Here is a 14,024-nt window from a genome sequence, read left to right on the forward strand (position 1 = left end):
TCCTTTAAATGAGAGTCACTACTTACTCTAATGAAAAATTGACTGAAAAGAAAGAAAAATCACTTCGTGGTACAGTATAGATGGTAAAATATTGAAAAGGAGGGATAGGATGAAGCGTGGGTTAGTTGTGACATTATGTATAGCACTCGTAAGCCTTGCTGCGATTCAACTGGTCGGTACGGAAGTCTATCGTTATTTCTTTTATGATCCGGCAACCTATCAAGCCAGATTTATGTTTGATGGAAGCGGAAAAGAAGAAGGGAAACCGACCAAACAAAAAATCGACATTCAAAGCGGGGGATTTGCGGATAAGGATGCATTAGGAGTTGTTACCTTTTACGGTGTCGTCGGTCTTGTCATACTACTGATCGTCCTCTTCAGTGTACGTTACTTCTTGAAGCGTTTGCAAAAACGACGCAGACGAGAGAATGTAATCGACGATTTAATGGAGCCGCCGCCAGTGTTTTCCCCAAATCGTTCGATACGACAAACACTTGTTAGTGAAAAATCAGAGTCAGAGATTCGCCGTCTGTTACAAACGTTCGATCGAAAACTGACACGACAAAAACGCCGCCGCTCTGAAGAGACGGTCGGCGAATGGTTACAGCGGATTGATGTCACGCTCGATCCATCGATCTATCATCTCGTCCGGTACGGTGAGACACCGGATTCAGAGATTTCACAAGATCAGGTCGATGATCTAAGACATGAACTACAAGTGCACCTTCAGCGCGACTGACCGAGTAAATCAAGCAGGATCGCATGATGGGAGGCGTCTCGTGAGACGAGTGACAATTTGCGGACGACATCAAGCCCGTCGACCGGTAACGTCTTGATTTCAGGTGACAGTCCGTCTTGAAAAATCTCCGGCAATAGAGCGATACCAAGTCCTGCACGGATGAAACCGAGGACGCTCGATCCGAATTCCATCTCGTTTTCTGCTTGATAGACGGCACCTCGCTCGATGAACGCGTCCTTTAGGATGTTCGTCGAATCGCAATCGATCGGAAGCGATAAGAAAGAGGCGTCACGAATTTGCTCAAACGCCACAGACGTACAGCCTATAAATCGTTCATCGTCTTGATGCACGTAAAGCAAAAAATTCTCCGTATACAAATGCGTCGTATGATACGGATGGACATGGTGACGATCGTCGAGTAAGACAGCATCATATCGGCGTTCTTCAAGACCTTGCATCAAATCGATCGTCGTATGCGCCGTCTTCAACTTGAGATCCGGGGCCGTCGCTTGACGCGAGACGTGACGGGGGAGATACGTCATCGCGACGCTTGGCCATGATCCGAGCGTCAGGGTCGTCCGTTCGTCGATCGTACCGATTCGTCGTTTCATCTGATCGATCCGGTCAAGCAGTTCACGACTCTCTTCAAAGACGATTTCGCCTGCAGACGTCAACGTGACACCATGTGCTGATCGATGCAACAGCGAGACTTCGAGCGCACTCTCAAGACTCTTGATTTGTTTACTTAATGCCGGTTGCGTCATATGCAGTACTTCACTTGCTTTCGTCAGGCTTCCGGTTTCTGCAGTGACGAGAAATGCTTCCATCCATTCGGTCTTCATTGGTTCACGCTCTTTTCATACAGGTTGTCTAGAACGTACGTTATTTGAACGCGTCTGACAATCATTTTGCACTTTTTATATTCTTGGTTTGGAATATTCTGAATTGGGAATATATAAAATAAAGAGGTGAACGGATATGAACGAGCGGATGTCCGCACGATTTTCAGCACTCGGCGACCCAATACGATTACAACTCATCGAAGCATTACGAAATGGTCCTCGCTCCGTCAATGAGTTAGCCGATCAACTACACTTACGCCAACCGCAAACCTCGAAGCACTTAAAGCTGTTGCTTGACGCAGAACTAATCACTGTCGAGCGACAGGCGAATCGTCGCTTGTATAGCCTTCGTCCAGAAGCTTTTCGAGAACTTGTCACGTGGAGTAACACAATGGCTCAGATGGAAGCACGCATGTATCGTCTAGATGAACATTTGCAGCGGATGCAATCATCCGCGAGGGGAGACGAGACGAATGAAAGAGGAACTGAAGACATCGATTGATGGTAAGGTGCTACGAATGGAATGGGTTTGTGAGGCGCCGCGAGATAGCGTCTTTGCCGCCTTCACGGAAAAAGAGCAACTCGAAGCCTGGTGGGGACCAGAAGGCTGGGAGACGACAATCAAGACGTTCGAATTTCAACCGGACGGCGTTTGGCATTATTGCATGCGGTGTGTCGATCCGACACAAGGTGATTTTTATGGTATGGAGTCGTGGGGGAAAGCAATTTTTAGACATATCGATGCCCCAAACACCTATAGTCATGCCGATTACTTCTCCGACGCGTCAGGAGCTATCTCTGAAAATTTACCAGGTAGTGAAAATGTCACGACATTCATTGACCATGGAGAAACGACCTTGATTGTCTTTGAATCGACCTACGAAACGGAAGCAGCTGTGCAAGAAGTACTTGGTATGGGGATGAAGGAGGGCTTTACGTCGCAACTGTATCGCCTTGATCGTCTATTAGCGAAATAGTGAGAAGGAGTCGGTAAGGGATGTGGAAGCTCTGTCTTGTGGTATGTATGCTTTGTTTAGCTGGTTGCGGAAAGTACACGATGGAAGAGGCAAAGGAGAATGGTGACATCATCGTCCAGAATGGTATTACGAACAGCGACCGATTCGAGTCCTTTTTAAAGAAGTCAACGCAAGGCAAATCGGATCAGATTCAAATCACGTCGTTTACGACTGAAGGAGACACGGTGTTGTATGATGTCAAGTATGATGGTAAGTCGTATCAATACACGTCCGATTCATCGCGTGATCAGTTCGGTACAACAGACGATGATCGTAAAAACGAAGTCTGTAAGCGACTCGTCAAGACAAGCGAGAAGGAACAGTCGGTCTATACGTTACGTCAATGCGCTGAAGGAGCGGATCATGAGCTCTTACGATTGCCAAAACAATAATCAAAAAGGATCGTGTCCCGTCGAATCAATCAGCGGGCACGATCCTTTTTATTCGATGTCGAGACGACGCAAAGCTTCACGCCAACTTGAAAAACGTTCAATCAGTAATGTCAGTGAAGGTGCTTGGTGTGCACGTGCCCACTTAGCATACTGTTGACTCGTCAGTAGCGGTCCATGAGTTTCTGCCGCTTGTTTAAGTGCTTCTAGGCAGTCTTGATCAGTGAAGAAACCGTTCGAGGTGAGGTCGAAGTGTGCTAAAGCATTTTTCCACGTACCGAACCGACGAATGATCGTATTCGCACTTAACATCTCTGAATGTAAATCCCGTAATTCCGTGTAGGCGCGAATCGTCATGTTCGTTCCTTTTTGTGCGACATAAAAGGCGACGCTTTCTTCGATCGACCACCGTTTCGTTCGTTTGACCGCAGGCGGGCGATTCAACGTCATCCGGTCTTTCGTCGATAAGTGAGAAGCCTTGACGATGCCAGCTTTCTCTAAAAGGTGTGCCCACGAGCCGAATCGTGCATTGATTTCTTCAAGTGATGGGTAAGGAAGTTGAGCCGCTAACTTTTGATAATGGGTAGCTTTCATAGGTGAATGGTGCATTTGATGAAGACCTTGAATCAAGCGGATGATCTTCTCATCCGTTGCTAAGGTAGAAGTGGAAGTCGGATGTTGACGCATGCAAAATATCTCCCTTTTGAATGGTTGTTTCAATTAAAGGCTAGTGTAGCATGAGCGATTTCGCGAACATACTAACAATATCGTAAGGTAAGAAAAATAGCGCATTCTCATCCAGGAAATACAGGGGAATCAGGGAGGGAAAACGAATACAATATTATAGAAGAAAAGAGGGGGAAATAATCAATGACAGAAACACAGACGATTGATACGATGGAGGATATTTTAAAGATGCTCGACGCACGATTGCGTGAACCAGAACCGTTTTGGGACAAGTTCTATGAAAATCGGTCGAAACCGGTCCTGTTTTTTTTAGAACATTCCGGACGAGAACTTAGTTCGCTACGTCGAACAGGGTTGGATCTCGCCGGGAGACACACTCGATCTCGGTACAGGACCGGGGCGAAATGCGATCTATCTCGCAACACACGATTTCTCAGTGACTGGACTGGATCTTTCAGCAACCGCGTTAGAATGGGCAACGGAACAAGCACAACAGACTAGAGCGCATGTTGCGTTTCGAAAGCAAGATTTTCTAGAGACGACAGAACAGAATACATATGATTTCATTTACGATTCAGGCTGTTTTCACCATATGGCGCCACATCAACGTTTGACCTACGTGACGCGACTGAAAGAGATGCTACGACCAGGAGGATATTTTGGGCTGACCTGTTTTATTGCGAGCGGACCGCTTGGCGGATCGACGTTGACGGACTGGGAAGTCTGTCAGGAAAATAGTCTCCAAGGTGGACTTGGCTATACGAAAGAGCGATTACTCTCCATATTCGATGCATTCAACGTCATCGAACTAACAGAAATGAAACCCGTCGACAATCCAGAGGCATTATTTGGTCAGGCTGGACTGTGGACTGGTCTGTTTCGATTAAAGGATTGATTCGTCCGGCATTCGAGACGTAAACCAGTCTAGAAAGTAGTGGATATCCTCTAGCGAGACGATTTGGTGTGTATCGTATGCGGCGAACAATGACAAAAAGCGCGGTTCGTCAGGAAAATAATGAAACAGGATCGGTCGGAGTGTCTCTAGGTCATGCACGAAGCTTTGATCTTTCTCTAAGATGAGGTGATAGGCGCTCCGAACAATCCGTTTCACGATTGAATCCGAATCAAGCAGAGTGATCTGACATGTTTCTAGGAGAAATAAATCCGTTTTCAACTGTTCGCATAACCCACCGTTTAACGCGAAACCAAGAGCGCGTGTCGGACGAAGGAACAGAAATCGACTTTGGAGATTTTCGCCTGCCAAAAATAAGTTGACGGACTTCAACCAGACGCCCCAGCGAAGTGCTTCGTCATCCCGTATGACGTCGCCAAGCAGACCGATGTCATAATCGATTTTGGTGACAAATGGATAGTTCGTCAGCCAATGTTCTGTCCGTTCATCTAACTGCATGTGTTCTTCTTCCGTCAACGGTTCTGTCAAAATCAGTGTAAAATCGAGATCGGATTCAAAGGGACGAGCCGTTCCTTTTGCAACGCTGCCATACAAGTACACGCCATGAAACGCGGATAAGGTTTGTACATAGGCGACGACGTCGCGAATCACGGTACGATAACGGACAGGAATTGCTTCAGCGGAAGTTGGATTGTGGATGTAGCCATTTTTCGTGCCAAATGTCGTTGGATACTGCATCTGTTTTCCTCCTCATCCTTCAGGAATTGATTGATAGCGATACCAGGTCTTGTTTCGCTGCACATATAAAAACATCGTATCATCTTTTTCTTGATAGATGACCGTACCGCTCTTAAGTCGATTCGCCATGCCGTCCTTGAGTATCGTTTCGGATCGCATTTTTTTGATACGTGGACCAGGTGTTAAGGAGAGATCCGAGACAGTTACTAATTGATCGAGTCGATAAACACGGTCATTTAAGCGGATCACATCTTGATTTTGTTCGATGGCTTCAGCCGCGATGAGGTCTGTCGTTGTAATCGTCGTCTCTTCCTGGCATCCACTGAGACAAAGAACAATTAACATTGTAGTAGCTAAAACTTTTTTCATGAAACACACCTCTTTTTCTAGTTATATATCGTAATTTCGATATATTCGGGTTATGCGATATAAGGGGGAGCATCATGATTTCATCTGATTTTGAAAAAAATTTACAACCGACTACAGTCACGGTTCAAAGAAAACCTATCTCACCAGAGTGTACGTATTCTCCAACAAATTCAATTTGCGACGAATCCGACGATCAAGGAGATTGCCGAGGCATTTCGCCTCTCACATAATACGACGTCCGAGCACGTCAAAAAGTTGGAGAAATTAGGTTATTTCGAAAAAAACGGAATCCGGAAGATCAACGTCAAGTAACGATCGATTTAACAAACGATGGAGATACCATCGTTCGGCGTCACACAGAACTTGATCCTGAACGGTTGAATCGAGTGCTTGCTACGATGTCAAAAACAGACCAACAGACGATTGAACAGGCGTTTCGATTATTGCGGGAGGCTGCAGATGATTGCTTTTCTCGTTAAGGTATTGTCAAGCACAGTGGTCATCGGTCTCGTCACGGAAGTTGCCCGTCGTTCACCGTCACTAGGTGGCGTATTGTCCGCGTTGCCGGTCGTTAGTCTGATCAGCTTTGCCTGGCTCGTCAAACAAGGAAGTGAACGGACCGAGCTTAGTACATTTTTAAAGAGTGTGTTACTCGGGTTACCGGCGACATTTTTATTGCTAGCTGTCTTGTATTGGCTCATTCGCTTAGGGATTCCAGTGTTTTACAGTATTGTTAGTGCAACGAGTTTTTTTTATCGTCTGTTGGTATGTTCAACGTTATCTACAACAGTGGTGGCAGACGTAACGGAAAAGGAGAGAAAGCGATGGTAACCCTTCAAACAGAACGATTGACGATTTATCCATGCACAGCGACAGACGTAACGCGTTTACAACAACAGCAATACGAGAACGGACCTGAAGTACAGCATCACTTGACGTTACTCGCGTCAGATCCATTGATGCTGTACTGGGGAAGTTGGCACGTCATGACAAAAGACGGGCAGGTAGTCGGAGATATTGGATTCAAAGGGAAACCAGACTCGCGACAAACAGTCGAAATCGGTTATGGTTTGTTACCAGCGTTTCTCAATCGAGGTTTTGCGACGGAAGCCGTCCGAGCCTTGATTGATTGGGTGTTCGACCAAACCGAAGTGAAGGCTGTACTCGCAAAGACGGATTTGACGAATCAAGCATCGATCAGGGTGCTTGAAAAAGCGGAATTGATTCAGATTGGGAGCGACGATCGGTATATCATGTGGGAGCGTTTGAAGTAGGTGTAAAGGAAACTTGACAGGTGGTGCGTTATTTATATATAGTGGAATAAGTGAGGTGGAACTATGAAAAATCAGGTCAAGAAGATGCGCGAGGGACGAGGTTGGTCGCAAGGCGAACTGGCAAAACGATTGAACGTATCGCGTCAGACGGTCATTTCCATCGAAAAAGAGCGGTATAATCCGTCACTTGACCTCGCTTTTGCACTGGCTGATTTGTTTGAGCGGCGAATCGAAGATATTTTTACACCGAGTCGAACGAACGAGGAGGGAGCGGAATGATGCGAGTCAATGTGTTACTAGATATTTTTTTAATAGGAGTAGGTCTGTACTTAACAATGACGGATCCTGCGGCTAAAACACTCGGAATCATCCTCGTTTTAGCAGGTGTCACGTCACGTATCACAGGAACGGTATTCTCGCCAACGGAACCGTATGATGAGCGTCAAGGAACGATTAAAATCCGTAGTGGACATATCGCTTATCTCGTAAGTATCGGATATCTTTTTTTGATTTTAGTTCTCGTCAATTTATCAATCCTTCAAGACATTCAATTTGCTCTGTTGCTAGCATTAGGAGGACAAGTCTTATTCTTTCCACTTATACTGCTGTACGTGAATCGAAAGATGTGAAGAAATGAATGTTTATAAAATGATACTTGTAACCGTTATCAACAATGGTATAGAATGTAATGGAATAGGGATTGTTACTGGTCAAGCAGGCGAAACCCAAATCAGCGATCACTGAAACCATGAGTGACGTTTGATTTGGGTTTTTCTATTTTTCCTGATTTGAAAGGAGGTCACCGATGATCATTCACCAAATTTTCAACAACAATGTTATTAGTGTATTTGACGAAGTAGGGCGTGAGCGAGTCGTCATGGGGAAGGGAATCGGATTTAAGCGGAATTCAGGACAGACGATATTAGCCTCAGATGTAGAAAAAGTCTTTTATCTCGATGATGCAGGTAATCATGAACGATTTAAATTATTACTTCAAGAAATTCCTGAAGAAATCATCGTCTTGACTGATGATATCGTAACGATTGCTAAATTGACGCTTGGAAAAAAACTCAATGAACTTGTCTACATCGCTCTTGCCGACCATTTGCATTTTGCATTAGAACGTCATGAAAAAGGTTTAGAAATCAAAAATGTATTGCTTTGGGAGATTAAGCGTTTATACCAAGATGAGTTTAATGTAGGTTTGCAAGCGCTTAAATTGGTTGAAGAAAAATTCAATATTAAATTACCTGAAGACGAAGCAGCCTATATTGCACTTCATATCGTGAATGCTGAATTAAACGAAGAGATGCCGAATATCGTTTCAATGACAAAAGTCATTCAAGAAGTATTGAATCTCGTAAAATACCACTTTGCACTGGAGTGGGATGAGAATACTCTCGCCTATCATCGTTTTGTTACTCATCTCAAATTTTTTGCACAACGACTCGTGACGCGAACCGAATATGAAGGAGATGAGAGTGCGCTTTTTGATCTAGTGAAAATGCAATATCCCAAGTCCTATATTTGTACTGAAAAAATTTCTTCCTTTATTCAGACAAAATATGATTATCGGTTGACGGATGAAGAAAAATTATACCTAACGGTTCATATCACAAGATTAATTAAAGAAAAAAAGAGTAGTTGACATATAAAAGTAAAAATGTTATTATTTATTTATTAAATATATATTTATTGGGATTGTTACTGGTCAAGCAGGCGAAACCTAGGTGAAACAAGACGTATTTTCATGAAATACGTTACTTGTTCTCATCTAGGTTTCTTTTTGTGTCTATCAACTATGGAGGTGTCTTATGAAATACGATCAATTAGCAAAAGAAATCATTGAATCTGTCGGAGGCGAACAAAACGTTAGTTCACTTGTTCATTGCGCGACTCGACTACGTTTCGTACTTAAAGACAAAGCAAAGGCTGATAAATTAAAACTTGAAAAACTAGAAGGTGTCATTGCTGTAAAAGAGAGCGGAGGGCAGTTTCAGGTCGTTGTCGGAAATACAGTACCTGAGGTATATCAAGCAATTGGAAAACAAACAAAGCTGATGGAGGAGTCGACAGAAACTAGTAAGACAAATGAAAAAGGAAACATTTTTGGTCGAGCAATCGATATTATTTCAAGTATCTTTACGCCATTGCTTGGTGTCATGGCGGGAGCTGGTATCTTAAAGGGTTTACTTGCGATTGCGACGAATGCAGGTTGGTTAATTCCTACTGAAACAACGTATATCATCTTAAATGCTACAGCGGATAGTCTCTTTTACTTTTTACCTATTTTGTTAGCGGTTACATCAGCGCGGAAGTTTGGTGCCAATCAATTTGTTGCCATGACAGTAGCGGGTGCTTTAATCTATCCAACAATCATTCAACTGAAGACGGATGCAGTCACGACGACATTCTTCGGTATACCCGTGACGATGATGTCATATACATCTACGGTCATTCCAATCATTCTTGCCGTTTGGGTTATGAGTTATGTTGAAAAATTCTTCAATCGACATGTCCATGAGAGTGTTAAAAATTTTGTTACACCTTTGATTGCTCTCATTACAATCGTTCCATTAACGTTAATCGTGTTTGGACCAATCGGTGTCACGTCAGGCGACTTGATTGCTGCCTTCATTCTAAAGGTATTAGCATTTAACCCAATTTTAGCAGGGGCGTTCATTGCTGGTGTATGGCAAGTCCTCGTCATTTTCGGTATTCACTGGGGAGTCGTTCCGATTTTCATCAATAACATTGCCACTAAAGGATATGATTACATCAAACCGGCAACAGCTCCAGCAATTTTTGCACAGGCAGGAGCATCATTCGGTGTCATGCTTCGTTCAAAAAATAAAAAGTTAAAAACATTAGCAGGTTCTACGGGAATTACCGCGTTATTCGGTATTACAGAACCTGCCGTATATGGAGTCACTTTACGCTTAAAGCGTCCTTTCATTGCGGCTGTCATTAGTGCAGCAGTGGGGGGAGGGATCGTAGGGCATTTTGGAAGTGTAGCAGTAGCTTCTGGTCCTCCGGGATTATTGACGTTACCCGTCTTCATTGGCGATAGTATGACAGCATTTTACGGGTTGTTAATTGGTGTCGGTGTCTCATTCTTTTTATCGATGGTCTTAACATACATCCTTGGATTTGAAGATGATCCGATTGAAAAAGAAGCAGAAAAAAATGTTCGTGCATCAACAGATATGACGATTCCAAGCCCAGTTTCAGGTCAAATCGTTTCTCTCGAAAAGGTTTCTGATAGTGTATTTGCGAGTGGAGCGATGGGACAAGGTTTCGCAGTCGTTCCAACTGAAGGAAAAGTAATCGCCCCAGTATCAGGTCAAGTAACTGCTATATTTGCAAGCAAGCATGCGATTGGTATTCGATCAGAGAATGGGATGGAAATCCTCATTCATGTTGGGATTGATACGGTACGCTTAGATGGAACTCACTTTGAATTACACGTCGCACAAGACCAGAAAATCGAACCAGGAGATGTATTAATCACTTTTGATATTGAATCGATTCAAGCGGAAGGATATGACATCATCACACCTGTGATTTTCACGAATTTATCAGAAGAACGACACATTACGATTGATCAAGATCAAATTTCAGTAAGTGAATACAATAAACCTGCTTTTGCATAAGAAAGGATGAGACGATGCAATTTCCAAAAAACTTTTTATGGGGTGGCGCTATTGCGGCCAATCAAGCAGAAGGTGCCTATTTATCCGATGGGAAAGGATTATCTTCCGTTGATTTAATTCCTAGTGGTTCAACTCGAAGAGCCGTTATGAAGGGAGAATTATCGCATTATGAGCCCCTTCCAGAATTAATTTATCCATCCCATGAGGCGATTGATTTTTATCATCGTTATAAGGAGGATATCGCTCTATTCGCTGAAATGGGTTTTAAAGCGCTTCGTTTATCGATTTCATGGGCACGTATCTTCCCAAAGGGTGATGAAGAACAACCAAATGAACAAGGATTGAAGTTTTACGATGAGGTGTTCGATGAATTATTAAAATATGGAATTGAGCCAGTCGTTACAATGGCACACTTTGATGTACCCGTTCATTTAGTAGAGCATTATGGAAGTTGGCGTAATCGAAAAATGGTCACATTCTTCGAACGATATGTTGAGGCGATCGTATCCCGTTATCATTCGAAAGTACGTTATTGGATGACTTTCAATGAAATAAATATGTTGTTCCATCTTCCTTACATGGGAGCTGGATTAGTATTCGCAGAAGGAGAGAATCGACAACAGATTCAGTATCAAGCGGCACATCATCAATTGGTAGCGAGTGCGCGTGCCGTGGAAATTGCTCATACGATCAATCCGAATCTTCAAGTAGGGTGTATGTTGGCAGCAGCCATGACGTATCCTTATACCTGTAATCCAGATGACGTCGAAAAAGCAATGGAACGTGATCGTGAGAATTTCTTCTTCATTGATGTACAAGCTCGCGGTGCCTATCCGGGTTATGCATTAAGACAATTGAAAGAGGCTGGTATTGAAATTCAGATGGAACCAGGTGATATTGAACTATTACGCAACCACACAGTGGACTTTATTGGTTTTAGCTATTATTCGAGTCGCTGTATCAGTACTGATCCGGAAATACTGGATAAAATGACGGCGGGGAATGTGTTCCCGACTGTCAAAAATCCATATTTGAATCAATCAGAATGGGGATGGACGATTGATCCGAAAGGACTCCGTCTAACGGCAAATCAGCTATACGACCGTTATCAACTTCCCTTATTCATCGTCGAAAATGGCTTAGGTGCATTTGATGAATTGGATGGAGAAGGAAACATTCAAGATGACTATCGGATTTCTTATTTAACAGATCATATTCGAGCAATGTACGAATCGATACAAGACGGAGTAGAACTCATCGGTTATACGAGTTGGGGATGTATCGATCTCGTCAGTGCGTCTTCCGGTGAATATGCAAAACGGTATGGCTATATTTATGTAGATCGTCATGATGATGGTAGCGGAACGAATAGTAGACGGAAGAAGGCGTCCTTTGATTGGTATAAAAAAGTAATTGCATCTAATGGTGCCTGTATAGAAGATCAAAAACATATTAAAATTAAATAAAAGTATAGCTAACGATGTGTACCTGAGTACTTCTAAGATACGCGTCGTTAGCTATTTAGCTATTATTAATGATATGTAGTAAGAAGTTATGTTACTTTAACCGTGGCGTGGAGCAAACAGCATGACGCTGACACCGATTAAACAGATTAAGGTACCAATTATGTCATAGGTATCTGGTGATTTACGATCTACGATCCAGCCCCAAAATACGGACATGACGATGAATACACCACCATAAGCTGCATAGACGCGACTGAATGTTGGAAATTGCTGAAACGTAGCAATGATGCCATATAAAATCAGGATCAATCCACCAATCAGACCGAAGTACGAAGGTCGTCCCTCTCTTAGCCATAGCCAAATCAGATATCCGCCACCAATCTCACTTAAACCAGCAATAAAGAAAATGAAAGCCGACATGATCACGATTCAACCCTCGATCGCAAACGTATCACGCAATTCGATGATCGTTCCTTCCGGTGCTTTTAATTTACTCAGATGTCCATCGACGACGAAATAGATGTTGCCACCGTGTTTTGGTAAAAAAGGCATCCCGAGTTGTTCCAGTCGTGTTACTTCCTCTTGCAAGTCGTCAACATAGAGGGCGAAATGAACAGGACCCGCTGCTTGTTTCGTGTAATCGGTGAACGGTTGACCGGATTTGGGTGTCTGTAACTCGATATAGAAATCACCGAGTCGTAACCAGCTGTTAAAGTCGCGATCATGAAAACCAGGCGATTCCTGAACGAGCGTGAACCCGAGCTGTTCATAAAATTGTTTGGATGCGACGTAATCTGTCGTCTGAATGCAGATGTGATGAATTTGTTTCATACTAAAACCTTCCTTCGTGTTCAATGAAATCATGCAGAACTAGTGTAGCATTTCGCGAATCAGTTGGAGTAATAGAAATGGAGAATACGATGCAACATGCCATAAATTTGATGTGTGAACGTTTTTCGTTAGGGCAAACGATCAGCGAACCTGTCCGATTGACGGGTGGTCTTCTGCATGAGTCGTGGCGACTACAGACAACAACAGGATTCTATGTCTTAAAACGATTGAATCCGGAAATCATGCGACGCTCTGAAGCACGAAACAACTTTAAAATGTCAGAAGACGTTGCGATGCAAGCATCTCTTTACTTAGCAGCATTACCAGCACGTCGCGTCAACGATCAAGTGGTACAGACGATTAATGGTTCTGATTTCCTTTTGTTTGATTGGGTCGATGGCGAGACGTTATCAGCCGATCAAATTCGACCGGCACATGCACGACAAATCGGAGTTCAACTAGGAAGGTTACATGGTCTTTCCGTGGCGACGACTGGTTTTTCACAGCCGGATACCTCCAGTATGCCAATCGATTGGAACGATTACCTAGAAGAAGGAAAGCGACAGCAATCAGACTGGCTACAGTTGCTAGTCGAAGAGCAGGAACAACTGCAACGACTGGAACGATTAGCACTGGAAGCAAAACTGCAACTACCTGAAGACTGGATCGTCAGCCATCGTGATCTTGATCCGAAAAATGTTCTCTGGACAACGAATGGTCCGGTCTTGATCGACTGGGAGTCTGCAGGATTGATTCATCGAGCCGTCGACGTATTTGAAACCGCCTGTTATTGGTCAAAACGTAAAGACGATACGTTTGATCGTGATCGATTTAACGCAGTTCTTGCTGGTTATACGATAAATCAACGTTTGCCTGATGTCGACTGGCTTCATGTCATCGATATCAGTGTCCAAGGAAAGTTGGATTGGCTGAAGTTTAATCTGGATCGTTCACTCGGGAAACGCAGTGTTCCTGAAGCGGAACGGATGCTCGGGACAGAACAGGTTCTTTTGACGATAAAAGAACTACAGGTTCACGATCGGAATCTCTGGATTAAGTGGATAATAGCAAGATGATCATAAGAAAGAGGCACTGAATCATTCGATT

The 14,024-nt window shown here is 43.6% G+C and carries 19 protein-coding genes and 1 pseudogene; 14 read left to right on the forward strand and 6 right to left on the reverse strand.

Annotation, left to right across the window (positions count from 1 at the left end; all coding sequences use genetic code 11):
- Positions 1-109 precede the first annotated feature (109 nt).
- The gene (locus B3M90_RS09120) at positions 110-739 is read left to right on the forward strand and encodes a hypothetical protein (RefSeq protein WP_290783610.1); all 630 of its coding nucleotides are present in this window, start codon (positions 110-112) and stop codon (positions 737-739) included.
- Here the strand turns inward: B3M90_RS09120 and B3M90_RS09125 are convergent.
- Positions 727-1,581, reverse strand: a complete 855-nt coding sequence (locus B3M90_RS09125; RefSeq protein ID WP_290783613.1) for a LysR family transcriptional regulator — start codon at positions 1,579-1,581, stop codon at positions 727-729. The genes B3M90_RS09120 and B3M90_RS09125 overlap by 13 nt on opposite strands.
- A gap of 148 nt (positions 1,582-1,729) precedes the next feature.
- On the opposite strand from B3M90_RS09125, the gene B3M90_RS09130 reads away from it, so the two are divergent.
- From B3M90_RS09130 to B3M90_RS09140, 3 genes are read left to right on the forward strand one after another with little or no spacing between them, the layout of a single operon-like run.
- Complete coding sequence (locus B3M90_RS09130; protein ID WP_290783616.1) at positions 1,730-2,083, forward strand: ArsR/SmtB family transcription factor; 354 nt, start codon at positions 1,730-1,732, stop codon at positions 2,081-2,083.
- Positions 2,055-2,558, forward strand: a complete 504-nt coding sequence (locus B3M90_RS09135; protein ID WP_290783619.1) for an SRPBCC family protein — start codon at positions 2,055-2,057, stop codon at positions 2,556-2,558. Before B3M90_RS09130 ends, B3M90_RS09135 begins: the two co-directional genes overlap by 29 nt.
- A gap of 20 nt (positions 2,559-2,578) precedes the next feature.
- Complete coding sequence (locus tag B3M90_RS09140; protein WP_290783622.1) at positions 2,579-2,989, forward strand: DUF4362 domain-containing protein; 411 nt, start codon at positions 2,579-2,581, stop codon at positions 2,987-2,989.
- Positions 2,990-3,037: 48 nt separating this feature from the next.
- On the opposite strand, the gene B3M90_RS09145 is transcribed toward B3M90_RS09140, so the two are convergent.
- Entirely contained in the window at positions 3,038-3,673 is a 636-nt protein-coding gene (locus B3M90_RS09145; protein ID WP_290783625.1) for a homing endonuclease associated repeat-containing protein, read from the reverse strand.
- Positions 3,674-3,856: 183 nt separating this feature from the next.
- Between B3M90_RS09145 and B3M90_RS09150 the strand changes: the two are divergent.
- Positions 3,857-4,568 (forward strand): annotated as a pseudogene (locus tag B3M90_RS09150) (SAM-dependent methyltransferase).
- On the opposite strand, the gene B3M90_RS09155 reads toward B3M90_RS09150, so the two are convergent.
- Positions 4,557-5,324: a nucleotidyltransferase domain-containing protein gene (locus B3M90_RS09155; protein ID WP_290783628.1), complete on the reverse strand. Its 768-nt coding sequence runs from the start codon at positions 5,322-5,324 to the stop codon at positions 4,557-4,559. The pseudogene B3M90_RS09150 and the gene B3M90_RS09155 overlap by 12 nt on opposite strands.
- 12 nt (positions 5,325-5,336) lie before the next feature.
- The gene (locus B3M90_RS09160; protein WP_290783631.1) at positions 5,337-5,693 is read right to left on the reverse strand and encodes a hypothetical protein; all 357 of its coding nucleotides are present in this window, start codon (positions 5,691-5,693) and stop codon (positions 5,337-5,339) included.
- Positions 5,694-5,783: 90 nt separating this feature from the next.
- Between B3M90_RS09160 and B3M90_RS14545 the strand changes: the two genes are divergently transcribed.
- The 8 genes from B3M90_RS14545 (at position 5,784) to B3M90_RS09195 (ending at position 12,086) form a co-directional block, all read left to right on the forward strand.
- The gene (locus B3M90_RS14545) at positions 5,784-6,005 is read left to right on the forward strand and encodes a winged helix-turn-helix transcriptional regulator (protein ID WP_414655228.1); all 222 of its coding nucleotides are present in this window, start codon (positions 5,784-5,786) and stop codon (positions 6,003-6,005) included.
- Positions 6,006-6,152: 147 nt separating this feature from the next.
- Positions 6,153-6,524: a DUF3147 family protein gene (locus B3M90_RS09165; protein ID WP_290783634.1), complete on the forward strand. Its 372-nt coding sequence runs from the start codon at positions 6,153-6,155 to the stop codon at positions 6,522-6,524.
- Positions 6,518-6,967, forward strand: a complete 450-nt coding sequence (locus B3M90_RS09170; RefSeq protein ID WP_290783637.1) for a GNAT family N-acetyltransferase — start codon at positions 6,518-6,520, stop codon at positions 6,965-6,967. The genes B3M90_RS09165 and B3M90_RS09170 overlap by 7 nt, the downstream gene beginning before the upstream one ends.
- Before the next feature lie 63 nt (positions 6,968-7,030).
- Positions 7,031-7,246: a helix-turn-helix transcriptional regulator gene (locus B3M90_RS09175; protein WP_290758774.1), complete on the forward strand. Its 216-nt coding sequence runs from the start codon at positions 7,031-7,033 to the stop codon at positions 7,244-7,246.
- Complete coding sequence (locus B3M90_RS09180; protein ID WP_052019007.1) at positions 7,243-7,596, forward strand: hypothetical protein; 354 nt, start codon at positions 7,243-7,245, stop codon at positions 7,594-7,596. Before B3M90_RS09175 ends, B3M90_RS09180 begins: the two co-directional genes overlap by 4 nt.
- Before the next feature lie 176 nt (positions 7,597-7,772).
- Complete coding sequence (licT, locus tag B3M90_RS09185) at positions 7,773-8,615, forward strand: BglG family transcription antiterminator LicT (RefSeq protein ID WP_290773905.1); 843 nt, start codon at positions 7,773-7,775, stop codon at positions 8,613-8,615.
- 166 nt (positions 8,616-8,781) lie between these two features.
- Positions 8,782-10,620 carry a beta-glucoside-specific PTS transporter subunit IIABC gene (locus B3M90_RS09190; protein WP_290783640.1) on the forward strand — a complete coding sequence of 613 codons (1,839 nt, stop codon included), beginning with the start codon at positions 8,782-8,784 and terminating at the stop codon, positions 10,618-10,620.
- 14 nt (positions 10,621-10,634) lie between these two features.
- Complete coding sequence (locus tag B3M90_RS09195; RefSeq protein ID WP_290783643.1) at positions 10,635-12,086, forward strand: 6-phospho-beta-glucosidase; 1,452 nt, start codon at positions 10,635-10,637, stop codon at positions 12,084-12,086.
- A 96-nt stretch (positions 12,087-12,182) separates the two neighbouring features.
- On the opposite strand, the gene B3M90_RS09200 is transcribed toward B3M90_RS09195, so the two are convergent.
- Positions 12,183-12,506 carry a YnfA family protein gene (locus B3M90_RS09200; protein WP_373951056.1) on the reverse strand — a complete coding sequence of 108 codons (324 nt, stop codon included), beginning with the start codon at positions 12,504-12,506 and terminating at the stop codon, positions 12,183-12,185.
- Positions 12,507-12,515: 9 nt separating this feature from the next.
- Positions 12,516-12,917 carry a VOC family protein gene (locus tag B3M90_RS09205; protein ID WP_290758764.1) on the reverse strand — a complete coding sequence of 134 codons (402 nt, stop codon included), beginning with the start codon at positions 12,915-12,917 and terminating at the stop codon, positions 12,516-12,518.
- Between the two features lie 77 nt (positions 12,918-12,994).
- Between B3M90_RS09205 and B3M90_RS09210 the strand changes: the two genes are divergently transcribed.
- Entirely contained in the window at positions 12,995-13,993 is a 999-nt protein-coding gene (locus tag B3M90_RS09210) for a phosphotransferase (protein WP_290783649.1), read from the forward strand.
- The last annotated feature ends 31 nt before the right edge of the window (positions 13,994-14,024 follow it).

Origin of the sequence: Exiguobacterium sp. UBA6309, from assembly GCF_002439205.1 — a bacterium.
In the GTDB taxonomy this organism is placed as follows: domain Bacteria; phylum Bacillota; class Bacilli; order Exiguobacteriales; family Exiguobacteriaceae; genus Exiguobacterium_A.

Excerpts from the sequence above, each read along its gene's own strand:
- B3M90_RS09120 (WP_290783610.1), top strand. The coding sequence starts at position 110 with ATGAAGCGTGGGTTAGTTGTGACATTATGTATAGCACTCGTAAGCCTT.
- B3M90_RS09125 (WP_290783613.1), bottom strand. The coding sequence starts at position 1,581 with ATGAAGACCGAATGGATGGAAGCATTTCTCGTCACTGCAGAAACCGGA.
- B3M90_RS09130 (WP_290783616.1), top strand. The coding sequence starts at position 1,730 with ATGTCCGCACGATTTTCAGCACTCGGCGACCCAATACGATTACAACTC.
- B3M90_RS09135 (WP_290783619.1), top strand. The coding sequence starts at position 2,055 with ATGAAAGAGGAACTGAAGACATCGATTGATGGTAAGGTGCTACGAATG.
- B3M90_RS09140 (WP_290783622.1), top strand. The coding sequence starts at position 2,579 with ATGTGGAAGCTCTGTCTTGTGGTATGTATGCTTTGTTTAGCTGGTTGC.
- B3M90_RS09145 (WP_290783625.1), bottom strand. The coding sequence starts at position 3,673 with ATGCGTCAACATCCGACTTCCACTTCTACCTTAGCAACGGATGAGAAG.
- B3M90_RS09155 (WP_290783628.1), bottom strand. The coding sequence starts at position 5,324 with ATGCAGTATCCAACGACATTTGGCACGAAAAATGGCTACATCCACAAT.
- B3M90_RS09160 (WP_290783631.1), bottom strand. The coding sequence starts at position 5,693 with ATGAAAAAAGTTTTAGCTACTACAATGTTAATTGTTCTTTGTCTCAGT.
- B3M90_RS09165 (WP_290783634.1), top strand. The coding sequence starts at position 6,153 with ATGATTGCTTTTCTCGTTAAGGTATTGTCAAGCACAGTGGTCATCGGT.
- B3M90_RS09170 (WP_290783637.1), top strand. The coding sequence starts at position 6,518 with ATGGTAACCCTTCAAACAGAACGATTGACGATTTATCCATGCACAGCG.
- B3M90_RS09175 (WP_290758774.1), top strand. The coding sequence starts at position 7,031 with ATGAAAAATCAGGTCAAGAAGATGCGCGAGGGACGAGGTTGGTCGCAA.
- B3M90_RS09180 (WP_052019007.1), top strand. The coding sequence starts at position 7,243 with ATGATGCGAGTCAATGTGTTACTAGATATTTTTTTAATAGGAGTAGGT.
- licT (WP_290773905.1), top strand. The coding sequence starts at position 7,773 with ATGATCATTCACCAAATTTTCAACAACAATGTTATTAGTGTATTTGAC.
- B3M90_RS09190 (WP_290783640.1), top strand. The coding sequence starts at position 8,782 with ATGAAATACGATCAATTAGCAAAAGAAATCATTGAATCTGTCGGAGGC.
- B3M90_RS09195 (WP_290783643.1), top strand. The coding sequence starts at position 10,635 with ATGCAATTTCCAAAAAACTTTTTATGGGGTGGCGCTATTGCGGCCAAT.
- B3M90_RS09200 (WP_373951056.1), bottom strand. The coding sequence starts at position 12,506 with ATGTCGGCTTTCATTTTCTTTATTGCTGGTTTAAGTGAGATTGGTGGC.
- B3M90_RS09205 (WP_290758764.1), bottom strand. The coding sequence starts at position 12,917 with ATGAAACAAATTCATCACATCTGCATTCAGACGACAGATTACGTCGCA.
- B3M90_RS09210 (WP_290783649.1), top strand. The coding sequence starts at position 12,995 with ATGGAGAATACGATGCAACATGCCATAAATTTGATGTGTGAACGTTTT.